Annotated in this window: 22 protein-coding genes and 1 pseudogene; all 23 read right to left on the reverse strand. The window is 41.9% G+C overall.

The genetic code is table 11. From position 1 onward, the window contains the following. Positions 1-86 precede the first annotated feature (86 nt). The 23 genes and pseudogenes from AB4X21_RS05695 to AB4X21_RS05805 all read right to left on the reverse strand — a co-directional run bounded on the left by AB4X21_RS05695 (position 87) and on the right by AB4X21_RS05805 (position 25820). Positions 87-1076 carry a lipoate--protein ligase gene (locus tag AB4X21_RS05695; protein ID WP_369087619.1) on the reverse strand — a complete coding sequence of 330 codons (990 nt, stop codon included), beginning with the start codon at positions 1074-1076 and terminating at the stop codon, positions 87-89. Positions 1077-1144: 68 nt separating this feature from the next. Further along, complete coding sequence (gene lpdA, locus AB4X21_RS05700; RefSeq protein ID WP_369087620.1) at positions 1145-2851, reverse strand: dihydrolipoyl dehydrogenase; 1707 nt, start codon at positions 2849-2851, stop codon at positions 1145-1147. Between the two features lie 39 nt (positions 2852-2890). After that, positions 2891-3934 (reverse strand): dihydrolipoamide acetyltransferase, encoded by a 1044-nt coding sequence (locus tag AB4X21_RS05705; protein ID WP_021153222.1) that lies wholly within the window; start codon positions 3932-3934, stop codon positions 2891-2893. A gap of 439 nt (positions 3935-4373) precedes the next feature. After that, a pseudogene (locus AB4X21_RS05710) lies at positions 4374-5359 on the reverse strand (alpha-ketoacid dehydrogenase subunit beta). A gap of 16 nt (positions 5360-5375) precedes the next feature. Next, positions 5376-6344: a thiamine pyrophosphate-dependent dehydrogenase E1 component subunit alpha gene (locus tag AB4X21_RS05715; RefSeq protein ID WP_003014979.1), complete on the reverse strand. Its 969-nt coding sequence runs from the start codon at positions 6342-6344 to the stop codon at positions 5376-5378. A 226-nt stretch (positions 6345-6570) separates the two neighbouring features. After that, the gene (locus AB4X21_RS05720) at positions 6571-7737 is read right to left on the reverse strand and encodes a carbamoyl phosphate synthase large subunit (protein WP_320910703.1); all 1167 of its coding nucleotides are present in this window, start codon (positions 7735-7737) and stop codon (positions 6571-6573) included. A gap of 21 nt (positions 7738-7758) precedes the next feature. Beyond that, positions 7759-8499 (reverse strand): esterase family protein, encoded by a 741-nt coding sequence (locus tag AB4X21_RS05725; RefSeq protein WP_070659233.1) that lies wholly within the window; start codon positions 8497-8499, stop codon positions 7759-7761. A 38-nt stretch (positions 8500-8537) separates the two neighbouring features. Further along, positions 8538-9365, reverse strand: coding sequence for an alpha/beta hydrolase (locus AB4X21_RS05730; protein WP_369087621.1), 828 nt, complete (start codon positions 9363-9365; stop codon positions 8538-8540). A 93-nt stretch (positions 9366-9458) separates the two neighbouring features. Then, a complete protein-coding gene (trmFO, locus tag AB4X21_RS05735; RefSeq protein ID WP_369087622.1) occupies positions 9459-10793 on the reverse strand; it encodes a methylenetetrahydrofolate--tRNA-(uracil(54)-C(5))-methyltransferase (FADH(2)-oxidizing) TrmFO in 1335 nt (444 codons plus the stop codon). 202 nt (positions 10794-10995) lie between these two features. Then, the gene (gene topA / locus AB4X21_RS05740) at positions 10996-13077 is read right to left on the reverse strand and encodes a type I DNA topoisomerase (protein WP_151379355.1); all 2082 of its coding nucleotides are present in this window, start codon (positions 13075-13077) and stop codon (positions 10996-10998) included. An 86-nt stretch (positions 13078-13163) separates the two neighbouring features. Further along, positions 13164-14012, reverse strand: a complete 849-nt coding sequence (gene dprA / locus AB4X21_RS05745) for a DNA-processing protein DprA (protein ID WP_151379356.1) — start codon at positions 14010-14012, stop codon at positions 13164-13166. Positions 14013-14072: 60 nt separating this feature from the next. Next, positions 14073-15002 (reverse strand): ROK family protein, encoded by a 930-nt coding sequence (locus tag AB4X21_RS05750; RefSeq protein ID WP_151379357.1) that lies wholly within the window; start codon positions 15000-15002, stop codon positions 14073-14075. Positions 15003-15005: 3 nt separating this feature from the next. Then, positions 15006-15773: a ribonuclease HII gene (locus tag AB4X21_RS05755; RefSeq protein ID WP_151379358.1), complete on the reverse strand. Its 768-nt coding sequence runs from the start codon at positions 15771-15773 to the stop codon at positions 15006-15008. Next, the gene (gene ylqF, locus AB4X21_RS05760) at positions 15760-16611 is read right to left on the reverse strand and encodes a ribosome biogenesis GTPase YlqF (RefSeq protein ID WP_134974381.1); all 852 of its coding nucleotides are present in this window, start codon (positions 16609-16611) and stop codon (positions 15760-15762) included. Before ylqF ends, AB4X21_RS05755 begins: the two co-directional genes overlap by 14 nt. A 108-nt stretch (positions 16612-16719) precedes the next feature. Beyond that, positions 16720-18150 carry a zinc-ribbon domain-containing protein gene (locus AB4X21_RS05765; RefSeq protein ID WP_369087623.1) on the reverse strand — a complete coding sequence of 477 codons (1431 nt, stop codon included), beginning with the start codon at positions 18148-18150 and terminating at the stop codon, positions 16720-16722. A gap of 18 nt (positions 18151-18168) precedes the next feature. Continuing rightward, positions 18169-18996, reverse strand: a complete 828-nt coding sequence (locus tag AB4X21_RS05770; protein WP_151379372.1) for an ABC transporter permease — start codon at positions 18994-18996, stop codon at positions 18169-18171. Further along, positions 18986-20326 carry an ATP-binding cassette domain-containing protein gene (locus AB4X21_RS05775; protein ID WP_369087624.1) on the reverse strand — a complete coding sequence of 447 codons (1341 nt, stop codon included), beginning with the start codon at positions 20324-20326 and terminating at the stop codon, positions 18986-18988. The genes AB4X21_RS05770 and AB4X21_RS05775 overlap by 11 nt, the downstream gene beginning before the upstream one ends. 101 nt (positions 20327-20427) lie before the next feature. Continuing rightward, positions 20428-20766 (reverse strand): ATP cone domain-containing protein, encoded by a 339-nt coding sequence (locus AB4X21_RS05780; RefSeq protein ID WP_003001449.1) that lies wholly within the window; start codon positions 20764-20766, stop codon positions 20428-20430. Positions 20767-20943: 177 nt separating this feature from the next. Continuing rightward, positions 20944-21879, reverse strand: coding sequence for a 4-hydroxy-tetrahydrodipicolinate synthase (dapA, locus tag AB4X21_RS05785; protein WP_369087625.1), 936 nt, complete (start codon positions 21877-21879; stop codon positions 20944-20946). A gap of 139 nt (positions 21880-22018) precedes the next feature. Next, on the reverse strand, positions 22019-23095 hold the full coding sequence (locus AB4X21_RS05790) for an aspartate-semialdehyde dehydrogenase (protein WP_369087626.1): 1077 nt from the start codon (positions 23093-23095) through the stop codon (positions 22019-22021). Between the two features lie 145 nt (positions 23096-23240). Next, positions 23241-23795: a LemA family protein gene (locus AB4X21_RS05795; protein WP_151379361.1), complete on the reverse strand. Its 555-nt coding sequence runs from the start codon at positions 23793-23795 to the stop codon at positions 23241-23243. A 2-nt stretch (positions 23796-23797) separates the two neighbouring features. Further along, a complete protein-coding gene (locus AB4X21_RS05800) occupies positions 23798-24799 on the reverse strand; it encodes a DUF3137 domain-containing protein (RefSeq protein ID WP_369087627.1) in 1002 nt (333 codons plus the stop codon). Positions 24800-25160: 361 nt separating this feature from the next. After that, on the reverse strand, positions 25161-25820 hold the full coding sequence (locus AB4X21_RS05805) for a DNA alkylation repair protein (protein WP_320910696.1): 660 nt from the start codon (positions 25818-25820) through the stop codon (positions 25161-25163). Positions 25821-25834 lie beyond the last annotated feature (14 nt).

Raw genomic sequence — 25834 nt, forward strand, 5'->3', positions numbered from 1 at the left:
CAGATTTCCTCTATATTGTACACTCATGGTTTTCGAATATCAAGTTTAAGATAAAAGATATCCATGTTAAATGGATATCTTTTACTTTATTCCACCACTGCTTCAGCAATTTCTTCTGCAGTGATACCTGCAAAGTAACGACCTAGGTTAATGGTTCGAAGGGCTTTGAGGACGTCTTCACGTTCGTATTTAACGCCACGAAGAACCTCTTCTACTGCTGCAACGTCTTCGATACCGAAGAAGTCACCGTAGATCTTGATGTCTTGGATTTTTGATTCAATGACATTAGCGAAGATTTCCACCTTACCGCTTAGGAATTTTGTGCCACGACGGACATTGTATTCAGGAGACTTTCCATAGTTCCAATCCCAGGTACCGAACTTGGTTTCCTTGATACGATTAATTTCAGCCAATTCTTCATCCGAGAAGACATATTCTGTCATCTCAGGGTATTCTTTCTTCATGTAGTCCAAAAGTAGGTCCCGGAACTCTTCAACCGTGATTTTTTCTGGCAACTCATCGATGATATTGGTCACACGAGCACGGACTGATTTAACCCCTTTGGACTCAAACTTGTCTTTAGATACCTTGAGAGCATTGGCAAGGACTGACAAATCAACGTCAAAAAGAAGGCAACCATGGTGCATGATCCGACCATTGATGTAAGCTTGGGCATTTCCACAGAATTTCTTGCCATCAATCTCTAAGTCGTTACGACCCGTGAATTCAGCCTTAACCCCAAGTTGAGCCAAGGTGTTGATCACAGGAGTTGAGAAGCTCTTGAAGTCAAAGGCCTTGTTTTCATCTTCTTTTGAAATGATGGTGTAGTTGAGGTTGTTCAAATCGTGATAAACAGCCCCACCACCACTGATCCGGCGAACCACTTCAATCCCATGCTCCCGAACGTAGTCGCGATTGATTTCTTCGATGGTATTTTGGTGGCGACCGACGATAATGGATGGTTTGTTAATCCAGAGAAGGAAGATTTGATCCTCATCTAAAAGGTGTTTAAAGGCATACTCTTCCAAAGCAATATTAAAAGCAGTATCATTTGAATAATTAATAATGTATTTCATAAGATTCCTTTATATACGATAGAGACTGGTCCAGCATTTGCTGTCCAGCCATTCTATCATTTCAAATACTATTTCTTCTTAGGTGAGTGAACTGCCAAGCCAAGTACATCCGCAAAGGCTTCGTACATCACTTCTGAGAAGGTTGGGTGACCATGAATAGTCTTGAGCATTTCTTCTACAGTGATTTCCATCTCAATGATGGTTGAAGCTTCGTTGATCAATTCAGCAGCTGCTGGACCAATGATATGAACCCCAAGAACTTCACCGTATTTCTTGTCTGCAATAACCTTAACAAAACCTTGAGCCGCATCAGATGCAATGGCACGACCGTTCGCCGCAAAGTTAAACTTACCGATTTGAACATCGTATTTCTCACGAGCTTGTTCTTCGGTTAAACCAACAGCCGCCACTTCTGGAAGGGTGTAGATAGCTGCAGGCGTCAAGTTCAATTTGGCAACAGCATGGTTTCCTTTAAGGGCGTTTTCAGCCGCTACTTCACCCATACGGAAGGCAGCGTGAGCCAACATCTTAGTACCGTTGATATCGCCTGGCGCATAGATACCTGGAACAGATGTTTCCATGTATTCATTGACCTTGATCCGTCCACGATCCAATTCAAACTCGACTTCACCGATTCCTTCAAGATCTGGAACACGGCCGATTGAAAGAAGGGCTTTATTCGCGATGATATCATCTTTGCCTTCAACCTTGATACGGAGTTTACCATCTTCTTCAATGATTTCTTGCAATTTCGTATCCGTCAAGATTGTCATACCCTTACGTTCAAGGATTAAACGAAGGTTCTTAGATACTTCCGCATCCATAGCTGGAACGATACGGTCCATCATTTCGATGACTGTTACTTTTGAACCAAAAGTCATGAAGGCTTGACCAAGTTCGATACCGACAACCCCGCCACCGATGATCACGAGGCTTTCTGGAACTTCGTTCATTTCAAGGATGTCATCACTGGTCATGACAAGGGATGATTCCATACCAGGAACGTTAATCTTGCTGACTTTAGAACCACCAGCAAGGATGATTTTCTTGGTTTCAAGCAATTCAGAACCATTGACCAAGACATTCTTATCCTTAGTGATAGTACCGATACCCTTATGAACATCCACTCCGTAGCTACGAAGAAGTCCTGCAACTCCACCGACGAGGGTATTTACGACCTTGTTCTTGGTTTCAAGAACCTTATCCATATCTACTGAGAAACTTGGATTTTCAATGATAATACCACGGTTTGCCGCATGACCAATATTTTCGATAATTTCAGCGTTGTGGAGGTAAGTCTTAGTTGGGATACATCCGCGGTTCAAGCACGTTCCACCAAGTTCAGATTTCTCAACAAGAGCAACCTTACCACCTAATTGAGCTGCCTTAATAGCAGATACGTAACCAGCAGGACCCCCACCGATCACTACGATATCATAAGCGTCATCACTCTTATTGTCATCGTTTGAAGCACTTGCTGCAACTGGTGCTGGACTTGCTTCTGGTGTTGTCGCTCCAGCTGTAGGGATGTTTTCCCCTTCTTCACCAAGATAACCGATTACTTCTGTTACAGGAACAGTTTCTCCATCCCCTTTCAGGATAGCGATCAAGTAGCCATCTTCTTCCGCTTCCAACTCCATGCTGACTTTGTCTGTCATGATTTCAAGGAGAACTTCTCCTTCTTTTACAAATTCGCCGACTTTCTTATTCCACTGAACGATTTGTCCTTCGGTCATATCTACGCCGGCTTTTGGCATAATTACTTCTAAGGCCATTTTATTTCCCTCATTTTCTTGTTTCTATTCTCTCGTTGATTAGACCAACATTGAAATCGGGTCTTCAATCAAGGCTTTCAAGTCTTTCATGAATTTGGCACCAGCCATTCCATCGACAACGCGGTGGTCAATGGTCAAGCCCAAGCTCATGATTGGACGAATGACAATTTCACCATTCACAACAACTGGTTTTTCAACCGTTGAACTAACCCCTAGGATAGCAGAGTTTGGTTGGTTGATAATCGGTCCAAATGATTGAACGCCAAACATCCCCAAGTTACTGATGGTAAAGGTTGAATTTTGCAATTCACTTGGAGCAAGCTTACCATCCAAGGTACGTCCGATAACGTCCTTGAAGGCTACGACCAACTCTGACAAGGTCATCTTTTCAGCATTATAGACAACCGGGGTCATGAGACCATTGTCCATCCCAACTGCCATTGCCAAATTGACATAGTTGTGAGTGATGATGGTTTTGCCATCATCTGTCAATGACGCATTGATGTATGGATGTTTCATCAAGGTCTTAACCACTGCTAGAGAAAGCAAATCTGTTACAGTGACTTTCTTGCCAGTGGCCTCCATAATTGGATCCAATACCTTCTTACGAAGGGCCAACATTTGAGACATATCAACGTCATAGTTCAAAGTAAAGGTTGGTGCTGTCAAGTAAGATTCCACCATCCGTTGAGAGATCACCTTCCGCATTGGTGTCATCGGAATCCGCTCGATCTCACCATAAGGTGTCACATTATCTGGAACTTCTTCCACTTTCTCAATTTGAGCAGGTGATTTAATCGTATCGTTTTCGATATTTTCAGGAAGGAAGGCTAAAACATCCTTCTTCATAATCTTACCACGATGACCAGTTCCTTGGATTTCTTGCCAAGCAATATTATGCTCTAGTGCAATTCGTTTTGCAAGTGGTGAAATGCGAACCACATTTGTGTCTTTATAGGTTTCCACGTCTTCTTTGTGGACACGACCGTTTGCGCCTGAACCAGAAACATCATAGAGGTTGATCCCAAGATCATCCGCTAATTTTCTAGCCGCAGGAGTCGCTCTTAGCTTATCATCAGCCATGACCTCTCCTATTCTATTATAAGATATCAAGGACGTAGAGGACAAAGAAAAAATAGGAGATTGACGCTGTGTTCGATGAACACAAGGGAATCTATCTTTTTTTCACAGTCCTCCGTCCGGATTCAGTTATAAGATACTAAGGGCGTCAAAAGTCACAGTGAAAATAGGAAACTTGACGAAGAAACTTTAGTTTCTAGGTAAGTTTATCTTTTTCACACAGACTTTAGCCCGAGTTCAATTTTATGATGCAAAGGGCGTTTAAAAGCGACCGAAAAATAGGAAATCGACGCAGACTTCGATGAAGTCAAGGAGATTTATCTTTTTTCCGAGCTTTTAGCCCGTGCTCTAATCTAAGATATTAAGGACGTAGAAGACTCTGCACCTAAAAAGTACAAAGTTTCTCGTCTTATCAATTAATTCACATAACTTATATTATGTATTATTCTTTGTTGTATGTTTTACGAATGGCTTCTTTGATGCTTTCAACTGTTGGGATCATTGCATTCTCAAGATTTTGTGCGTAAGGCATTGGCACATCTTCTCCCGCACAACGACGGATCGGTGCATCCAAGTAATCAAATGCTTCTGATTCAGAAATGATAGCTGAAATTTCACCGATATAGCCACTTGTTTTGTGGGCATCATTGACAAGGACTACTTTTCCTGTTTTCTTGACAGAGTTAATGATGATCTCTTTATCGAGTGGAACCAAGGTCCGTGGATCTACTACTTCTACTGAGATGCCTTCTTCTGCTAATTCTTCAGCAGCTTGCATCACGCGACGAAGCATTTTTCCGTAGGTTACGACAGTGACGTCAGTTCCTTCACGTTTGATTTCTCCGACACCAAGTGGAATCGTGTAGTCTGGATCAACTGGCACTTCCCCTTTTTGGTTGAATTCTGATTTATATTCGAGAATGATAACGGGATTGTTGTCGCAAATAGAAGACTTAAGCAGTCCCTTCATATCCGCTGGGGTTCCAGGAGCAACAACTTTCAAACCAGGAATATGAGTAAACCATGATTCCAAAGATTGGGAGTGTTGAGCTGCAGATCCAACTCCATTACCAGCAGCACAGCGAATGGTCATCGGTACTTGCCCTTTACCACCAAACATGTAGCGAGTTTTAGCAGCTTGGTTGACAATAGCATCCATGGCAATTACTGAGAAATCCATGAAGGTCATATCAACGATTGGACGTAGCCCTGTCATAGCACACCAGTCGCACCAGAAATAGCTTCTGAAATAGGACAGTCACGGACACGTTCTGGACCGAATTCCTCAAGCATTCCTACTGAAGTTCCGAAGTCTCCACCGAAAACTCCGACATCTTCCCCCATCAACAATACATTTTCGTCGCGACGCATTTCCTCAGACATAGCAAGGATAATGGTATCGCGGAAAGACATTAATTTAGTTTCCATAATTCTCTACTCCCCCTTAGTCTGCGTAAATATCTTCGAAAGCTGATTCGAGTGGAGGGAATGGGCTTTCTTCCGCAAATTTCACTGAAGCTTCAACTGCTTCTTTTACTTCTTCTTGGATCTGATCCAATTCTTCTGCGCTCGCAATCTCATTTTCAAGGAGATACTTGCGAAGGTTTTCGATTGGATCTTTCTTCTTCCACTCTTCTACTTCTTCACGGGTCCGGTATTTACCAGGGTCAGATGAAGAGTGACCAAGCCAACGATAGGTGACACTTTCAATCAAGACAGGTCCTTTACCAGAGCGGACGTGTTCAACAGCTTTTTGGAATCCTTCATAGACATCAATGACGTTGTTTCCATCAGGAATAAACATTCCTGGAATGCCGTAAGCAGCACTACGCTCGTGGATATGCTGGATATTGGTCATTTTCTTGATGTCAGCAGAGATTCCATAACCGTTATTGATACAGTAGAAAATTACTGGGAGATTCCAGATGGAAGCCATATTGACCGCTTCGTGGAAGACACCTTCGTTGGTTGCACCATCGCCAAAGAAGCAGACGACAATCTTACCAGTCTTTTTCATTTGTTGTGTAAGGGCAGCACCTACTGCAATTCCCATACCACCACCAACGATACCGTTAGCGCCAAGGTTTCCGGCATCCAAGTCAGCGATATGCATAGAGCCACCTTTCCCTTTACAAGTACCAGTATATTTCCCTAGGATTTCTGCCATCATGCCATTCAAATCGATTCCTTTAGCAATGGCTTGTCCGTGTCCACGGTGGTTTGATGTCAGCAAATCATCATCGTTCAAAGCCAACATCGCTCCGACGTTAGCCGCTTCTTCCCCAACAGAAAAGTGCGTCATTCCTGGCACTTTCCCTTTTTTTACTAACTGTGCAATTTTTAAGTCCATGCGACGGATTTCTTCCATTTTACGGAACATTTCCAATAAGAGACTTTTGTCTAATGTTGCCATCATTTCGCCTTTCTTAGCATTTATTCATTCACTTTCATTCTAGCCAAAAATGAAAGCTCAGTCAAAAATAATGCTCAGAAAAATTCACAATCCTAAACACTATAATTATGGAAACTATAAGCTTTCAAAAGGAAATATTTAGTTTTTTCACAAACTTCTAGATTTTTCCATCTCATTCAATAGTCACATAAAAAACCGATAGGATCCTATCCTACCGGTCGTCATCTTATGATTGGCGTTGGCCAAAGTCATGAATCATTTGTTCCAATTCTTCACGACTAGGTGTTGTAAGCATATAGAGGTAATCTCCCTGAAGTTCCGCAAAGGCCGCTGGCATGTCTTTCTTGACACGGAATTGATCATGGTATTTAGCCAAAACTTCTTCTTCTGACAGAACATAGGCTGCATTGGCACGACGAGAAGTTGCCAAGCAATAAAGGGGCTCAAACTCAGAAGCTGGAAAAGGTTCTCCTGCTACGATGGCAGCATAGCCACGGTACAAATCAATCGAGTGAGCGTAGTTGTAGACATCGATGGTAAAGCCACCTGCAGGGCGATTATTGTACTCGATCGCAATATAGTCATCCCCATCGCGGAAGAACTCAATGTGGAAGAAACGTTCCTTCATGCCAAAGGCTTTGACAATCGCTTCCCCGTATTGACGCAATTTTGGATCCATCTCTTTGAGGACATAATAAGAGTTGTCCATCTTGTAGAGCATCAAATCGAGTGGCGTATAAGCATAGTCAAATGTAGTGGAGAAGACAATGTTGCCATCACGATCATCCAGACCATCAAAGGTACAAATCTCACTAGAAGTGACAAATTTCTCAAAGAAGTACTCGGTATGGCCATCCCATTCTGCCTTGAAATGGTCCACATCTTCTGGCGTTTCGATCTTGAAGGTCGCTGCTGCTCCTACCCCATTGTCAGGCTTAGCAATCAAAGGCAACCCAATCTTCTTCACAGCTTTATCAATGTCTTTTTCTGTTTTAACAACAGCACCCGGAACGACTGGGACTCCAGCTTTCTTAAAGAGTTTCTTCATTTCAGATTTGAACTTGGTTTTCTTCAAATCTTTTGGTTTGGCACCAAAGACATTGAATTGCTCCCGAAGCGCCGCATCCAATTCCAACCAGTACTCATTGTGGGATTCGATACGATCGATTGGACCATGTTTGTAAAAGAGAAAGGCTACCGCACGCTTCACTTCATCCAGATTTTCCAAATTTTCAACACGGAAATATTCTGTTAAGCTGTTGCGCAAAGGGTCATCTAACTGTTCATATGGCTCTTGACCAATTCCTAAAACAGTGATCCCTTTATTAGCTAGTTCGATTGTAAATTGTTGGAAGTTTTGTGGGTAATATGGTGAAATAACGATATAATTCATTGAGGTCTCCTCCCTTTTTACTTATAAATGCATTTGGCCTAGGAAATATGGCATTTGTTTGCGCCACCATTCCCAATCGTGGGCTACATCATGTCCCCATTCAGCGAACCATGCAGGAATATTTTTGTGATCAAAGGCTTCTTTCAGTTTGTAGAAAGATGGAAGTCCATCTTGTTCCCAAGCTCCTAAACCAGTACAAACAACGATTTCGGCCTGACGGTAACGATCTATAAACCAGCCATCATTTTGGTTCCAAATATAATCAGATGGAGAGTTTTGGTAAATGGCTTCATCGCCTCCAAAATCACCAACAAAGAAACGAGCGTCATAGACACCACTCAAGGCAATCACTTTGTTAAAGACATCTGGATGTTGCAAGAAGAAGTTGAGCGCGTGGTAGGCCCCCATAGAGCAACCAGTTGTCATCATCGGATCAAACCAGCCTGTTTTGTGTTTGATAAAAGGAATGGCTTCTTCAATCACATAGCGTTCATAAGCACGATGCATTTCGGCACGATCGTGAGGATTCTTCCAATTACAAAGCCAGCTATCACTATCGACACTAGAAAGGGTAAAGAATTGAACCCGTCCTTCTTCGATAAACTGAGCACAAGCATCAATCATACCAAAGTCATAGTACTCGTTATGGCTGCCACCTGATGAAGCAAAGACCACAACAGGAATACCTGCGTGTCCATAGCGGTTCAGATACATTTCACGGTTGAGTTGGCCACTCCAGTGGCTTAAATGTTCAATATTCATAAGTTCCCTCTTTCCTTTATTTCTTTATTTACAGTCTATTAATCCCAATTTTCTGCCAAAAAACGAAGGCATTCTGGTAAATGTTCAGCCCAGGCTTCTTCGTGGTGAATAGCCCCAGATTGTATCCGAATAGCAATATTTTCCAAAGCCACTCCTTGTTGAATGACATCGTGATAGTAACGAAGGGATGAGTCAATATAGGCTTGCTTGATATTCCCCGCTATCAGCGTTTTATCTGTATCATCCGCCTCTTCAGTCCCCACATAGATGTAGATCCGTTGATCTGCATAGAGATTCTTGCGCTCGATATAGCGGTCAAAGGCCTCTTGGTGCAACCAGTTGGCAGAGGAGAAGACTCCCAGACAACCAATTTGGTCTTGGTACTCTAAGCCCAAGAATTGGGTAATATTCCCACCCAAGGAAGATCCAATCATGGCCGTATGTTCTCGATCAGCAAGAGTCCGGTATTCTTGGTCAATGAAAGGTTTCACCACCTCCATAACAAATTCGCCGTACTCAACTCCCTTGCCACCAAATTGCATGCCAGGAATATTGGATTCCTTGTACTTCCAGGCAGAGTATTCGTTCATGCGTTGGAAACCATCATTATCGATTGCAACGACAATCATGCGGCTAATATCAGGATTCCGCTTGATGGCTGGAATGACTTTCCAGGAATGACCCGCATAAGCTTCCTTGCTGTACAAAACGTTTTGCCCATCGTGGAAATAAACCACAGGGTAACGTCTATCTGTATCCGTTTCATAATTCTTAGGTAATAAGACTCGCACACGACGGAGTTTTCCGGTATAAGGCACTTTCAACTCGTGTGTCTTCATATCTAAATAAAAATAGGATTTGTTCATTGTCAGAAAACTCTCTATATTCTAAATTTTATTCATTATACCATTTTTAGAAGAAAAAGTCTGGATTTTCTCCAAACTTTTTCCTTTCTTGAGTTATTTTTCCATAAACTGAGCCAAATCTTGTAAAGAACGTTCGGCAATTTTCTCATAGCGCTCCTTCTTATCTCGAATGCGTGGTCCTTCCAGCTCCTTGATAATTCCAAAATTGACATTCATCGGTTGGAAATGCTTGCTGTCAGCATGGGTGATATAGTGAGCCAGACTTCCGATAGCTGTCGTTTCTGGGAAAATCGCGACTTCTTCTCCTTTGAAAAGGCGAGCGACATTGATTCCAGCTACCAAACCTGAGGCAACTGACTCAACATAGCCTTCTACCCCTGTCATTTGACCTGCAAAGAAGAGATTAGCTTGTTTCTTAGAACGGAAAGTTTGTTCAAGCAGATTTGGAGAATCCATGTAGGAATTGCGATGCATGACTCCGTATCTCACAAACTCCGCATTTTCCAAACCTGGAATCATTTGGAAGACCCGTTTTTGTTCGCCCCATTTAAGGTGAGTTTGGAAGCCAACGATATTGTAGAGACTAGCAGCTGCATTGTCTTGGCGTAACTGAACGACTGCGTAAGGTGTCTTAAATTCCCCATCACGTGGCCCTTTGTAATCATCTGGATACTCGAGTCCAACTGGCTTCATAGGGCCATAGAGCATGGTTTTTATGCCTCGTTTGGCCATGACTTCAATTGGCATACAACCTTCAAAATACTTTTCTTTTTCAAAAGAGTTGAGCGGGGCTTCTTCTGCATTGACCAAGGCCTCGTGGAAATCCATAAATTCCTGTTTGGTCATGGGACAGTTGAGATAGGCTGCTTCTCCTTTGTCATAACGAGACTTGAGATAGACCTTGTTCATATCGACAGTATTGACATCTATGATTGGAGCTGCTGCATCATAGAAATAGAAACCATCGCCACCATTAAGGGCATGGATCTTTTCTGCCAAGGCATCACTGGTTAGAGGCCCTGTTGCGACCACTGTGATGGCCTCGGTCGGCAATTCCGTAATTTCATCGCGAATGACTTCAATGAGAGGGTGTTGGGACACCTTCTCCGTTACCCGACTAGCAAAGCCTTCCCGGTCCACTGCCAGTGCTCCACCAGCTGGTACACGAGTCGCTTCTGCTGCTTCAAGGATGACAGAACCCAGACGGCGCATTTCTTCTTTGAGGAGCCCGACAGCATTGGTTAACGAATCCCCACGAAGAGAGTTGGAACAAACTAGCTCAGCAAAGTTGTCTGTTTTGTGTTGCGGAGTGGATTTCACTCCCCGCATTTCATAAAGCTTGACCGGAATTCCCTGTTGAGCAATCTGGTAAGCTGCTTCAGAGCCAGCAAGGCCCGCACCGATCACATTGATATAAGATTGAGACATGACACTAATACCTCTTTGGGTATCAAAACACCCCACTGGACTGTTAGACACCCACAAATCTTTCTAATTTTCTACTTGGTCCATTATACCAAAAAGCCAAGTAAAAAGACAGGGAGGTTTTTGCTTCCTGTCCAACGAATGTCTATTATAACAGACATTTATAAAAATTGCCGTTATAATAGACATTGAATCATTTAAAAGCTTATTTCACTTTTTCTTCTTCGTAGTCGCCATTGCTACATACGACTTGCTTACCGCCACCACGAACTTTTTTCTCAACTAAGTAGTGGCCACATTTTGGACAATCCCGTCCGATCGGTTTATCCCAAGAGGTAAATTCACACTCTGGATAGCGATTGCATCCATAGAAGATGCGGTTGCGCTTGGTTTTGCGTTCGATAATTTGTCCCTGATGACAGTCTGGACATTCCACCCCGATTTCTTTGACAATGGCCTGGGTATGACGACAATCAGGGAAATTACTACAAGCATAGAACTTACCAAAACGTCCTAATTTAATCACCATCGGGCTACCACAGACTTCACAATCAAAACCAGCTGGTTCATCTTTGATTTGGATTTTTTCCATCTCTTCTTCAGCCTTTGCGACTTCTTTAGAGAATGGTTTGTAGAAGGCATCGATAACTTTTTGCCACTCTTCCTTTCCAAGTTCGACATCATCGAGTTTCCCTTCCATCTCTGCTGTGAAGGTCACGTTGACAATATCTGGGAAGAATTCAACGATCAGTTTATTGACGATCTCCCCTAATTCTGTTGGTTCAAAGCGTTTGGCTACCAGCTTCACATAATAGCGTTTTTGAATGGTCTCAATCGTCGGAGCATAGGTTGAAGGACGACCAACCCCATTTTCTTCCAAGGTCTTAATCAAGGTCGCTTCAGAATATCGAGCAGGTGGTTGGGTAAAGTGTTGCTCCGGCTTGCTATTGACTTGCTTAACGATATCGCCTTCTACCATATCCGGCAACATCTTGTTCTTATCTGAGTCGTTATAAATAGCCAAATAACCATCAAACTTCACCTGGCTTCCGTTTGCCGTATACTGAACACCATTTTGACCTAAACGGACATTCATGGTATCAAAGACAGCTGCAGTCATTTGACTAGCTACAAAGCGGTTCCAAATCAAGGTGTAGAGCTTGAGCTGGTCCTTGTCCAAGTATTTAGCAATGCTCTCAGGAGTATTGAAGACGCTGGATGGACGAATCGCTTCGTGGGCATCTTGGGCACCAGAAGCATTCTTCACGCGGCTTCCATGCTTGGAATATTTCTCACCAAAGCGATCCACGATAAAGTTCGCTGCCTCATTTTGCGCAACTGGACTGATCCGTGTAGAATCGGTACGCATATAGGTAATCAAACCTTGAACACCAGAGCCAATATTGATTCCTTCGTACAATTGCTGAGCGACCATCATGGTCTTGCGTGTACGGAAGTTGATCTTATTGGCAGCATCCATCTGCATAGAAGAGGTGGTGTATGGAAGTGGCGCATTCCGACGACGCTCTTTCTTTTCCACCTTCTCAACGGTAAAATCTTTGCCCTCTAAGCGTTCAAGAACAGCTTTCACCTCTTCATTGATGTTGAGCTTCATCTTCTTGCCATCAATCCCATAGAAGCTGGCTTGGAATTGTTTGGTCCCTTTTTTGAAGACACCATCAATGGTCCAGTATTCTTCCGGCTTGAAATCATTAATTTCGTTTTCACGATCAATGATTAGTTTGAGGGCAACTGATTGCACGCGCCCTGCAGAAAGTCCTTTTTTGACCTTTTTCCAAAGAATAGGCGAGATAGAATACCCTACAATCCGGTCCAAGACACGACGTGCTTGTTGGGCATCGACCAAGTCCATATCGATTTGGCGCGGTTCTTTAAAGGCATTTTTAACGGCATCTTTGGTAATTTCGTTAAAGACCACTCGGTTCTTTTCTTTGGCATCCAAGTTCAAAATATGCGCTAAATGCCAAGAAATAGCTTCTCCTTCTCGGTCCGGGTCACTTGCGAGAAAGACTTGTTTGGCTTTTTTAGCTTCTTTTTTCAAATCATTGATCAAGGGACCTTTTCCGCGAATATTGATATACTCCGGTTCATAGTTATTGTCGAAGTCAATCGACATGGTTGATTTTTTCAGGTCCCGAATATGGCCCACACTAGCCATGACTTTGTAGTTACGACCAAGGTATTTTTCGATTGTTTTGGCCTTCGCAGGAGACTCCACAATCACCAAATTTTTCTTGGTTGTACTGCTTTTCTTTTTTGTTACCACGTTTTATCCCTCTGTATTGTATAAATCTCATTGAGTTTAATACATTTTAAGAAAGATGTCAACTAGGAACTTCTCCTATAGGAAAATCACAATTCGTATTTCAATTCATCAAGAATGTCCTGGCCTGAGGTGACAAGCTTTGCGCCTTCTTGAATCAGGTAATGACAGCCTGCAGATTTTCCATCTAAAATATTTCCCGGAATAGCAAAAACGTCTCGTCCTTCTTCCATAGCACGCTCACAAGTAATCAAACTCCCTGAACGGAGTCGCGCCTCTGCCACAATCACTGCCTGACAGAGACCTGCAATGATGCGATTTCTCTCAGGAAAATGAAACTTAAGTGGTGCCTGCCCTGGACCATACTCGCTCAAGATCAGATGGTGTTCTCCCATATGCGATTGCAGCCTTTGATTGCTCTTTGGATAAAAGACATCCAGTCCCGTTCCTATCACCCCGATGGTCTTGCCACCATTGCGGATACTGGCATAATGAGCGGTCGCATCAATCCCCTTAGCAAGTCCACTAACAACGACCAATTCATTCCCAAGTTCCTTAATAATCTTCTCTACAGAACGAACCCCTTCTCGCGTCGTCTCCCGAGCTCCAACAACTGCAATTTTTGGTTTGGTCAACAATTCCAAATCTCCCTGGTAAAAAAGGAGTACAGGAGGATTGTAGATCTGTAGCAATTCCTCAGGGTATTCTGGATCAAAAATGGATAGAGATGGGAACCGTTCAAATTCCTTGTGTAAACGGTCTTCATCCAGCTGCCGGTATTTGTCCACAAAATGAATGATACTGCGACAGCGAGCGATACTTGCTATCTCTTCTATGCTTGGTAAGGCTTGGTCTTTCCTACAGTAGTCCAAAACTCTCAAGACTTGCTCATTTGATAAACCGGCTTCTTTTAATTTAAAGATTTCAAATTTCTCCATGGTCACCTTCTACTTCCTCTCACTTATTTATTCGAAAAAGAAAAGAAAAAAGCTCTATTTCTAGAACTTTTTTTGATGTGTCGAAGAATAAAAGTAAGATGCGGCACCAATCAAGTTGCTTTCATTATGGAAGCGAGCCGCTTGGATGGGTAAGACCTCAAATTGTTTATGCCCTTTTTGAGAGAGCAGGTCATGGTATTGTCGACTGATCTCTTCGATCAGTAGTGGTTGACTACTAATACCCCCTCCAATCGTCACTTTTTCAAGCAAGAGCAAAGATTGAAGATTAAAAATCAGAATAGCAATATCATGACAATAAGCCTGAAACAAGGATGTCAGCTCCTCATGGCCTCCTTGATCAAGAGCTTTGAAAACAGCTATACCATCTGCCTTTTCTAAGTTCAAGATGTGACTAGCCTTCTCAACGAATTGAACAGCTGAACCGGTGTTTTCCAAAAGATTGGAAATGCCTTGCAAAAAGAGTTCGCGATGAAAGCGGCGATTTTCTGGTGTTCTTTCTGCCTTATCAATAGACCGAATGTATTCTGTCAGTTGCCATCCTCTCAATAGGTCACCATTCGAAAGAAGAGCAAGACCAACTCCAGTCCCTAAGACCAAGGTCGCACCGCAAGGACAATCTTTTAGATTACCAAGCCTTGCTTCCGCTAGACCAGCAGCTTCTCCATCATTAAGAACGGTGACGGGTACTTGAAATGTTTGTTCTAATCTACTAGCTAGAGGAATGCCTCGCAAATATGGAATGAGACCACCTCGAAAGACAAAGCCAAGGCTCTTTTGGATCTCACCAGGGCATGAAATGGCGATTCCCTCGATTTCTTCCCGTACAGGAGCAACGATTCCTTCTAATCCTTGCCAAAACTCCTCAATCGTAGATGGTGTTGGGATCTTGTCTGTACGGATCAATTGATAGTCTGCATCCATCAGACCGTACTTTATAAAGGTCCCTCCGATATCGATGGTAAATAGCATAACCTAATCCTCACACATTGATTTGACGGGTTCAAATGAACGCCGATGGATAGGAGTCACTCCCAGCTTGTGAAGGCCAGCCAGATGGTTAGCCGTCCCATAGCCAGCGTTCTGCGTAAAATCATAACCCGGATATTCGCAATCAAACTCTTCCATCATCTGATCCCGAGTCACCTTGGCTACGATGGATGCTGCAGCAATGGATAAGGAGTTGGCATCCCCTTTGATGATACTAGTTTGGGGAATAGGAAGATCCAACTTCATGGCATCAATCAAAAGATGCTGGGGTTGAGGATCTAGCTGACCAATGGCCTCCATCATGGCTAGCTTCGTAGCTTCATAGATATTAACCTGGTCAATCACTTGATTGTCCTTGACGCCGATTCCGATCGCAATGGCGTTTTGGAGCACAGCCTCATAGATTTCCTTGTGTTTGGATTTTGGAATCTTTTTACTATCGTTGAGGCCTGGAATTTTACAAGCTTTCGGCAAGATCACGGCAGCTGCAACAACTGGACCCGCTAATGGGCCACGTCCCACTTCATCCACTCCTGCAATGAGTTCCATCCCACGCGCATAGCATTCTTTTTCATAGGTCAGCATTCCTTCCAAGCGCTCATCTTCATCTATCCGTTTTTGGATGTCTCTTTTTCGCTTTGCGATCGCTTGGATCACACCAGATCTGCTATCCTGTTCCAATTCAGCCAATAAAGGATCGTCTAACCGCTGGATGTTTGCTAATTGTTCTTTAATTTCCTTAATGGTTGCCATCAATTTCCCCTACGCGATCCAGCGTATACCGTCCCAATTTCCCATCACGAACATCTTTGACAAAGAGTTGGTAAAAACGGTCGTAATCCTCACGAAATCCTAATTTCTGGGTCATCTCCATAATGATTTCAGGTGCTTCTTGTTCCAGATCCATTTGTTTAAAACGTTCCTGCAAAACAGCTGGATAGTGCTTTTTGAAATAGTTAAGACCAAAGATGGTCACTTCATCCATTGGAAGCAACTGGTCTTTGATGGCGCCTGTTAAAGCGAGCTTTAAGGCCACTTCTTCATCTTCAAACTTGGGCCAGAGAATCCCTGGAGTATCTAGGATTTCAAGGTCTTTATTGGTTTTTAACCATTGTTGCCCCTTGGTTACCCCTGGTTTATTTCCAACAACAGCAATCTTTTTCCCTGCTAAGCGGTTCATCAAAGTTGATTTCCCAGCATTAGGAATCCCGATGATCATGGTCCGAAGGGTTTCAATCTGAATTCCCCGTTCCTTTTGACGGGCAATTTTATCGGCCATCAAGCTCTTAGCAGCATCTGTTACTTTTTTAACTGTAGATTGCTCTTTGGAGTTGATAGCCAAGGTTTTGATCCCTTGTGACTCAAAATAGTCCTGCCATTCTTTTGTGGCAACAGGATCTGCCAAGTCTACCTTGTTCAAAATCATTAATTTGGGCTTATCACCAACAATTTTGGTTAACATGGGATTTTGGCTTGATAGGGGCAAACGAGCATCTACCAGAACCGTTACAAAATCCACGAATTTTAAATTTTCTTGTACTTGTCTTCTAGCTTTGGACATGTGTCCAGGAAACCATTGAATAGTTGCCATAATCTCACTTCCTTTCCAGTTCAATCTCCTCTATTATACCATGTTTTCTGGAATCACTGTGATTAATAAAATACTAAAAAGAAGCTACCGAAGTAACTTCTTTTTCTTCTATTCTGTCCAATTTATCAACGATTTCAATTGATCGTCCATTGTATAGGTATAGGTGTCGATATTTCTAGTAAAGTAGTTCTTCAAGTCATTCTCATCAGACATGCTTTTGAAGTCGTATTTCTTAGCATTTTTCTCAAAGGTTTGAATGGTTTTTCCAGGTTTTTTATGAACGTTGGCTTTTCCATGATTTTCGACCTGTTCAATAACCGCTATCTTTGAAATGACAAAATAACTTGTTTTTGATTTACCATAAGATGTATTGGTAATAGAGTATACATAGACCATTTGTGGAATTTTGGAATCAAATGTCCCTCCCCAATCAACCCCATCTTTGATTGCCGCAAAAGCCATCCCTTCAAATTTTGGAAGGTCTTTATAATTGCGGTCAGCCGCATAAGCCTTTGCTGCATCCTCTACATTCTTAGAGATGGCTTCTTGTGTATCCTCATCCACTTTTGACAAGGAAGTCACATAAGCCCCTTCCTCAAAATCAGCCAAGGTGACCTTGTATTTCTTGCTGTCTTTTCCTTTCTCAACAGTTTGACCTTCTTTTTTCAATGCATTTTTACCACTTTCATTGAGACGAATTTCGATTTCATCTCCAACTGCAATGGGATCATTACTTGAAACTTCTTTACCGTTCAGATAATAATCAAATGGGAAGCCATAGTTAGCGGTTGCTTTTGCAATAATTTCTAGATCTTTTCCTTCAAATTTAGATGGTTTTGATAACCTTCCATTTGGAGAAATGCCCTTGATTTTTGGATAAAAACCCTTAAAGGGGTCAATCCCTACAAGCGGGATAAGATCTGCCTCCTGAGTTACAGATGTACCAGTAAAGTGAAGGCCAGGTATCATGTCTTCAAGATCGCTTTTATCGTAAAGTAATTTGACCGTAATTTTATCATGATTGTTCAGGTTCTTGCGATCTTTTACCTTGATCAGTTCATCCCCTTTATAAACACTAAATTCGACTTTTGAAACTAGCTGATCGATATTGTAGTTTGAACTCTCAGTATTCAAGCCTTCTGCTTCTATCTTTTTCTTGATATCTCGATCTAAATTTTCCTTGTTCAAACTAACTGACTTCTCAACAATATAGCCTTCACCATCATTCCCCTCAAATTTTAGCTTTACATAGTCCTCTAAATTAATGGTGTCACTGCTGCCATGGTTTAAAAAGAAATAACCTGCAACAGTAATGATAGCAAGAAGTACAAAAATTCCTGCTAAAATTCCTTTCATGTTTCTTTTGGTTTTTTTAGGTGCTGGGGCTTGAGTGGGAGTTGGCCCTAATTGCACTGTCTTTGGTTGAAACGCAACAGCTTTTGGTTCAGCTTGTGCAGCTACTTGAACTTTAGCTCCACACTTAGAACAAAAGGCATCACCAGCATTGATAGGTGCCTGGCAATTGGTACAGTTTTTCATAAATCATCTCCTTATTTTTTATCGAGCGTCCTTACGGACAGAAGTCAATACGAGGGAAGTTGCGACTATAAATAGAGCTGCAAAAGCAAGCAAGACCCCCCAATTTCCAAGAATCGCAAGTAGATCAAAATCATAGGTTCCTACCCCATCTTTTTGATAAACTTGCCAGTCAGTATGACCTTGGGAGGGGACCATATTATTCATGTTTGCAATCCGGAAGAAGGCTGTTGTTCCCCATCTCGTAATGGTCGCATGTGAGATCCAGACTAAAAATGGAATTTTCTCATCCAAGGATTGGAGGAAATTGGAAAACAGCAATTGAACCATCAATACAAGCGGCATGGCTGTCATCGCTTGGGATGATTTTTTAACAAAGGCTGAAATCAATAAGGCCAACATATCTGAAGTAAAGATCACCAAAAACAAAGTGATCCCAAAAAGGAATATCTGGCTACTGTTTCCTTGGATACGTGGATAGCGCACAACAATGGTTCCAATCATTAAGATCGCTTCCGCGAAACAAAGCACCAACTCTGTTAGCACGCGCGCCGTCACATAAGAAGGCAAGGACAAGCCTTTAATTTGGTACTCAAACTTGATAACTTTACGCTCATTACAAATACTGGTCACTGAATTAAAGAGACCAATCCAGAGTGCTGCAGAAATAAACATAATGGAACAAGTTCTCGTAATATGGTATTTATCAAAAACTTCATTGGCATCAAAAGCGATCGAAATGATGAAAGGAAGAAGAATCGCTTCTAAGACAAAAAATAGAGATTTCTTGTTGATGAGGAGTCGAAGGAATTTTCTAAAATAAATCGAGACTTGCTTCTTATCCAGCATGGCCACCTCTCCTTTCATTTTCAAACCATTGAACATATTGGTCAACAAGAGCTGCATTTTCAGCACCTGAAATTTTATGAACGATTTCTTCTAAACTCTGAGCAGCAAAGACTGTTAGCGCATTGTCTACGGAGCCAAAGTAACACAGTCTACCACAGCCTTCCGAACTCTTTCCGACCACCATGACCTTGTCAAAGAGATGACGAATACGATCGGGCGTATGCGTGATGACACATAAGATTTTTCCTTCATCTGTAATCTCTCTCAATGTGGTCATGACCTCCATGACCATACTCCCATCGACACCAGAATCCGGCTCATCCATAAAGAGGATTTCAGGGCGCGTGATGTATTCCATAGCAATCGTGAGTTTTTTCTTTTGTCCGCCAGATAGAGAAGAACACTTGGATCCTTTGACAGATTCTAAGTCCAGTTTTCTCAGAACAGATAGCACTTCTTCTTTACGAAGTTCAGGATTGTCTGCTAATTCGGATGGACCGTAGAGCTTTGCTGCATCTTCGAGATTCATATAGACCGTGTCTTCCATGCGGTAATGCTCGTCAGGGGATTGAGGAGCCAGGGTGATGACACCTTGTTTTTTTCCATCATTTAACAGATCTACGCCATTAAAATAAGCACTGGTATTTGAATGAACAAGTCCTGTCACTGCTTCCATAAAGGTTGATTTTCCAGCACCAGAACCGCCCAGAATTAAAATCATTTCCTTGGGTTTAAATTCAACCTGAATATCCTTGAGGATGGTCTTACGATTTAAGAGATTTCCGACCGTTACATCTTGAATAGCAATCGTTAGTGATGAATGGGAAAAATCATTGTGCTCCCTCGTTGAAACAGATGAATCTGCAGCTGCTGCCTGAAGATCCTGGTAAATGATCTGATCTCCTAATCGGACAACCAACTGATTTGATAAGACTGCACAATCAATCCTAGCAAGCGAGGACAGATCCATCGGAAAAGCATCTTTTGCAATAGTCTTCCATTCAAGGGATTGCATTTCAACAATGATGAATTTTGAGCGAAAAACATGGCCGTCGGCGTCACAAAGATGGATAATGGAACGATGATTTAATAAAACACGTTGGTTTTTCGGATAGGTGACACCATCCACCTCAATCATCCCAGACAAACATTCAAGAAACCATTGACCATTTAGAAAATAGAAAACAGCTTCAGAGGGGGACTGAAAATCATCAGCCAGATGCAAATCTGCCTGACTTCCTTGAGAAACACCATCGACGCTCAATCCATCAAAAAGTGGAATAGCTGTAAAATCCTGATTGAGATAGGTATAGATGGTTGGGTTTTGCATACATGTAAACCTTTCGAAATAAACTAATTGGCTAGACAGTCAAAACCACCCTATAAGGGTGGTTCAAACACGATGGCGTTACCTCGCGAGCACTATCTAGCTTATCGAATTTGCTCAAAATGCAAATGCACGGCGATGTGATCACCATAACCACTCCGTTCCAAATCGCGTTGCAAGCGATAAGAAATGTAGTGTTCTGCAATGGTAATATAACCTGCTCCCAGCAAGCGTTGTTCCACTAATGATTGGATCATACTGATGGTTGCGCGTTCTACTTGAGCTTCATCTAAATCCATAGCAACTTTCTTCGTCACTTGAGCTAGGTTTTGTCGCAAATCATCTGTCAAAACATAGACAACTTGCGCAGCTTTCAAAATAGCTTGGTAAATTTTATCTGGGTTGAATTCAACCACTTCTCCACTACGTTTAATGACTTCCATCGGAATCTCCTTTATTTTAATTTTTCATGAATACTCCATTTCCTTTATAAAGAAATGAAGACCTACTACTTTATTATATAATTTTTTTGCCAAGAATCAAAGCTCTTTCAAAAAATAGCTTCATTCATTGAGATGTTAATTTATTCATGTTCAAACAAAAAATTCTGCAATTAAACATTAATAATCCGGTCTTAAAACTCCCGTAATGATCTCTTTAGATGCATGGTAATCCCCATCTACTACAACCTTGATAATGCGTTTCGCTTCTTCTGCTGGTGCTGGCACCAATGGCAAACGAGTTGGCCCTGCTTCAAAGCCCATATAGTTCAAGACAGCTTTGACAGGAGCTGGACTTGGATATGAGAAGAGAGCGTTGACTTTAGGGATAAACTGACGTTGGATAGCCGCAGCCTTTTTAATATCGTTGTGTTCAATGGCTTGGAACATCTCATGCATTTCATCTCCATTTGTATGAGAAGCCACTGAGATCACTCCATCAGCCCCAAGGTTCATCGCGTGGAAAGCATCTCCATCTTCCCCTGTATAGATGAGAAATTCTTCTGGCTTGTGTTCAATCAAATAGGCCATATTAGCAAGGGTTGTACACTCTTTGACCCCGATGATATTTGGGTGCTCTGCCAAACGAAGCATGGTTTCAGGTGTCATTTCTACTACCACGCGCCCTGGAATATTGTAAATAATAATCGGAAGATTAGATGCATCCGCAATCGCTTTAAAGTGTTGATACATTCCTTCTTGGGATGGTTTATTGTAGTAAGGGACGATAGCCAATCCTGCTGCAAAGCCACCAAAAGCATCCACTTCTTTAACGAACTCAATCGAGTCGCGGGTTTCATTGGTTCCGATACCAGCGATCAAAGGGACCCGTCCATTGACAATCTTTTGAACGGCCGCAAAGAGTTGCAATTCCTCATCGTGGGTCAGAGTTGGACTTTCTGCAGTCGTTCCAGCTAAGAGAATCCCATCTGTATGATGTGCCAAGAGGTGCTCGATCAAGGCAGGAAGAGCGTCAAAATTAATGGTTCCATCTTCATGGAAGGGAGTGATAAATGCAGTGATGATTTTACAATCTTTCAAATCATTATAAGACATAGAAAAAACCTTTCTCTATATAAGAAAGAGGCTGGGGCCTGCTTGCCTTTGCCTCATGATCTGTTTATAAAACAAGTTGATTTGCTAGTTAGCTAAGGAGAAATCAAACTCTTCGAGTTACTGATTTCTGTTTTGCTCCCTATTTCAATTCAAACTTCAATTCAGCTGTTGGTCGTACGAGTCCACGTTCATGAAGGGTTTCTGCGATTTGGACTGAGTTCCAAGCAGCTCCTTTAAGAAGGTTATCTGAAACCACCCACATGTGAATTCCTTTTTCAGCATCCAAGTCTTTACGAATCCGTCCAACGAAAGTATCGCGTGAACCGACCGCATTAACGGCTTGTGGGTAGATTTGGTGAGCAACATCGTCTTCAAGGACTGCACCTGGGAAGGCAACAATAGCGACTTTCACTTCGTCAATTGGTGCCACTTCTTTTGTTTCAATGTAGACTGACTCTGAGTGAGCTGACAAGACTGGAATCCGCACACAAGTTGCTGAAACGGCAATGCTATCATCTTCCATGATTTTCTTGGTTTCATTCGTCATCTTCATTTCTTCGTAAGTATAGTCATTTTCTGTGAAGACGTCGATTTGTGGAAGAGCGTTGAAAGCAATTGGGTAATGTTTTTTATCACCACCGCATGGCAAGATTTCCGCTTGGACATCGCGTGGGTTGACACCATCATTCAAAACTTCCTTCAACTCACGTTGGGTTTCAAGAATAGCTCCCATACCAGCCCCTGATACAGCTTGGTAAGTAGACACGATGATACGGTCCAAGCCCCATTTTTGACGAACCGGCTCAAGAGCGACCATCATTTGGATGGTTGAACAGTTTGGACAAGAGATAATTCCGTTATGAGCATCAAGCGCATGTGCATTCACTTCAGGAACAACCAATGGGACATCCGGATTTTGACGGAAATATGAAGTGTTATCGACCACTACTGCGCCTGCTTTCACCGCATAAGGTGCATATTTGGCAGATGTTGAACCACCAGCTGAGAAAAGGGCAATATCAACCCCTTCAAAAGCATCTTCAGTCGTTTCTTCAATGGTCACGTCTTGCCCTTTAAATTGCAAAACTTTTCCTGCAGAACGTGCAGACGCAAGGTAGCGAATCTTATCGATTGGAAGAGTAGATTCTTCCAACATTTTGATCATTTGAGCACCAACGGCACCTGTAGCACCGACAACAGCAACTGTGTATCCCATAGTAAATCCTCTTTCAAAATTTTCTAAAAATTGAGTATTTGTACTATTATACAATTTTTTGTCATAAATGAAAAGTACCAACAGTAGGAAAAAATCCTGATTCTAAGACCAGGATTTTTGATGGTTAATTATAATAAATATCTATTTAGTCAAGGTCATAATTCAAATCACTTAAATCCTTCTTACCTTGAGTATCTTCCAATAGAAACTGGACCTGTTGCATCCCTTTGATACCCGCAACTACTGAAGTTGGGAAGGTTACAATGGCTTGGTTGATTTGGCTAATATTGCTATTGACAATGCGTTTAGAAGCTGCCAAATCTTCATTTTCGTCTGCAATTTCTTTTTGCAAGGCCAAGAATTGGTTAGAAGATAAGAGCTCCGGATAATTCTCACCCACTGCTCGGATTTGTGCCAAAACATCATTTTGATTGGCAATAACTTGATTGGATTCTTGGATAGAGGCACCTTGGCGAAGGGCTACCAATTCGCTAAAGACTTTCTCTTCATGTTTGGCATAAGCCTTAGCAACCTTCAACATTTCCGAAATGGTGTCGTAGCGTTTAACCAAGGTGATATCAACCGTCCTCTTTGATTCTTCAATCATGACCTGATAACGGTTCAAGCGATTGCTTTCTCCGATAAACCACATAACAACTACTAGTGCAAAAACAATAAGTGCAATAATGAAACCTGACATCGTCATTCTCCTTTAAAAATATTGGTTAATTCATCAATGATATCAATCTCCATACAGAGTTTTTGATACTCTGCAGCTAAGGAAAGATTCTCAACAGCTTGTTTCTTTCTTGGTGTTGGAAAAATATAGCGATTGGTATACAAGGAAATATAGAGACGATCCTCTACCAAGTAGACACACATCGCATTTTGAGCAATCTGCTTGTCGAACCAATCTAACACCTTAGGCTTCAAAAATTTTCGAGCAGCAAATTCATCCGTACAATAGATATTGTAATTCTCGTTGTTCTGGATATCTTCTGTTTCAATTTGTACCTCATTTTTTCCAGGACCTGGATAGGCTCCTTTGACTTCTCTTTTGAAAAAGAGGGATTTCTTGGTCGGAACTACCCGCATATGTCCTGGGAAGGGACTCGGAGCCTTTAGAGAAAAGAGTTGACCAACGAAATCCGTCACTTCTTCTTGGACGGTTCTGGTGTGTCCATTTGAGTCTGTTTCATACCTGGTCTCTGTATGGTGAGCATAAAGGTTGGCGACTGTGAGATTACTTTCATCATGGAAGGACAGTTGATTAAAGAGATTAAACTTGGTTGACCGAGGACTAACTACCTGTAAAGCACCCATAGCATAGTTAGCTGTCAAGGTTAACTCTGCTTGAGGAAAGACTTCTTTCAGAATAGGACAGAGAAAATCGTTAATATAAATTTCATCATTGGACCTAACATTATCCCCGAATAAAGCCTGCCTTTTTTTGTATTGAGGTAAATAATAGAAAACGAGAACAGGAAGAATGATAATAACTGCTCGCAATCTAAAAAGTAGGAAAGATAGTATAGCTAAAATAATACCAAGAATGGTGACGGCCCTCCAATGAAGATTGCTCTTCATCTGTTCCTTCATAAGAAACAGCCGGTCTTGATACTCTTTTGAATTTTCCAGCTCACTAATTCGCTGAAATTTTTCTTGCGACCATCTAGTCTTTGACTGGTTTTGTTCAACTTCCATAGACATCTCCTTTCCATGGGTGGTATGAAAGATAGGGCTATCTTTTCACCTATTATACCACTGTGATAAAATTAGAGCAAACATACTATGGTAGTCTCTTCTTTTTTAGAAGGGTTTATTGGACAACAGATTAGATAACCAATCTAATCGAAAAGCTCCTCAGCTAAGGAACAAACAAAAAAATCCCCTACCAAATGGTAAGGGATTCGAGGCACCTTTCGATGAGAACAGCCGGTTCACACAACTGCTCAAGGTCCGCTCCTGCGTTACAATTGAATGTAGACCTCCTCAGCGCAAAAGGCTCCTAAGAGCCAATCGACTCATCGCATAAAACTAGTTTACCATGAACGGCCAAAAAATGTCAAGAGGGTAGGTACTTGCTTCCTTCTCGAATGCTCAAAGGAGACAACTGATCTCGATAGCGGTCAATAAAGGCCCCTACCCAATCCGGATTAACCTTGGAATAATTGCGTAAACTCCAGCCAATTGCCTTATTTATAAAGAACTCGCTTTGACCTAGATTATTGAGGATCACTTTTTCTAACAAATCCGTATCTGTTTTTTCTTTCCTCATAAGCTGGTGGTCAATGGCAATCCGCCTCAACCAAAAGTCCTGATCCTTACTCCAATCCAGCATAACCTGCTTAGTTTCTGGATAGTGCAAAGTAATCTCTCCGATGATAAGGTCCAATTGATCTATACTGTCCCACCATGATTTGGTTTGAGCCAATTCCTTTAGCTTTGGAAAATCTTCAGGTCTAAGCTCCTTCTTCTTTTTATCCAGATAATCCATAGCAATATATTGAAACTCTCGGTAAGGTTGCTGCCAACACTCTTCCACAAAAGTCCAATCAATTGGATCCTTTATGAAAGGTTTAAAAAACTCTCTTTCAATCTTTTTGAGAATTGGTTTTTGAACGCTAAGAAAGCTGAATTTATTTTTCATATAAGCTTCCATTGCTGGGACTTTCGCTGGATCAGCTTGGTCTTCTAACAATTTCAAAAGAATTTTTGTATCCATATGATTCCTCCTTT

The organism is Streptococcus sp. CP1998 (assembly GCF_041026655.1).
Taxonomy (GTDB): Bacteria; Bacillota; Bacilli; order Lactobacillales; family Streptococcaceae; genus Streptococcus; species Streptococcus dentalis.

Bases quoted from the DNA above. Each gene is read 5' to 3' on its own strand.
- AB4X21_RS05695 (WP_369087619.1), bottom strand. From the start codon at position 1,076: ATGAAATACATTATTAATTATTCAAATGATACTGCTTTTAATATTGCT.
- lpdA (WP_369087620.1), bottom strand. From the start codon at position 2,851: ATGGCCTTAGAAGTAATTATGCCAAAAGCCGGCGTAGATATGACCGAA.
- AB4X21_RS05705 (WP_021153222.1), bottom strand. From the start codon at position 3,934: ATGGCTGATGATAAGCTAAGAGCGACTCCTGCGGCTAGAAAATTAGCG.
- AB4X21_RS05715 (WP_003014979.1), bottom strand. From the start codon at position 6,344: ATGGCAACATTAGACAAAAGTCTCTTATTGGAAATGTTCCGTAAAATG.
- AB4X21_RS05720 (WP_320910703.1), bottom strand. From the start codon at position 7,737: ATGAATTATATCGTTATTTCACCATATTACCCACAAAACTTCCAACAA.
- AB4X21_RS05725 (WP_070659233.1), bottom strand. From the start codon at position 8,499: ATGAATATTGAACATTTAAGCCACTGGAGTGGCCAACTCAACCGTGAA.
- AB4X21_RS05730 (WP_369087621.1), bottom strand. From the start codon at position 9,365: ATGAACAAATCCTATTTTTATTTAGATATGAAGACACACGAGTTGAAA.
- trmFO (WP_369087622.1), bottom strand. From the start codon at position 10,793: ATGTCTCAATCTTATATCAATGTGATCGGTGCGGGCCTTGCTGGCTCT.
- dprA (WP_151379356.1), bottom strand. From the start codon at position 14,012: ATGGAGAAATTTGAAATCTTTAAATTAAAAGAAGCCGGTTTATCAAAT.
- AB4X21_RS05750 (WP_151379357.1), bottom strand. From the start codon at position 15,002: ATGCTATTTACCATCGATATCGGAGGGACCTTTATAAAGTACGGTCTG.
- AB4X21_RS05755 (WP_151379358.1), bottom strand. From the start codon at position 15,773: ATGGCAACCATTAAGGAAATTAAAGAACAATTAGCAAACATCCAGCGG.
- ylqF (WP_134974381.1), bottom strand. From the start codon at position 16,611: ATGGCAACTATTCAATGGTTTCCTGGACACATGTCCAAAGCTAGAAGA.
- AB4X21_RS05765 (WP_369087623.1), bottom strand. From the start codon at position 18,150: ATGAAAAACTGTACCAATTGCCAGGCACCTATCAATGCTGGTGATGCC.
- AB4X21_RS05770 (WP_151379372.1), bottom strand. From the start codon at position 18,996: ATGCTGGATAAGAAGCAAGTCTCGATTTATTTTAGAAAATTCCTTCGA.
- AB4X21_RS05775 (WP_369087624.1), bottom strand. From the start codon at position 20,326: ATGCAAAACCCAACCATCTATACCTATCTCAATCAGGATTTTACAGCT.
- AB4X21_RS05780 (WP_003001449.1), bottom strand. From the start codon at position 20,766: ATGGAAGTCATTAAACGTAGTGGAGAAGTGGTTGAATTCAACCCAGAT.
- dapA (WP_369087625.1), bottom strand. From the start codon at position 21,879: ATGTCTTATAATGATTTGAAAGATTGTAAAATCATCACTGCATTTATC.
- AB4X21_RS05790 (WP_369087626.1), bottom strand. From the start codon at position 23,095: ATGGGATACACAGTTGCTGTTGTCGGTGCTACAGGTGCCGTTGGTGCT.
- AB4X21_RS05795 (WP_151379361.1), bottom strand. From the start codon at position 23,795: ATGTCAGGTTTCATTATTGCACTTATTGTTTTTGCACTAGTAGTTGTT.
- AB4X21_RS05800 (WP_369087627.1), bottom strand. From the start codon at position 24,799: ATGGAAGTTGAACAAAACCAGTCAAAGACTAGATGGTCGCAAGAAAAA.
- AB4X21_RS05805 (WP_320910696.1), bottom strand. From the start codon at position 25,820: ATGGATACAAAAATTCTTTTGAAATTGTTAGAAGACCAAGCTGATCCA.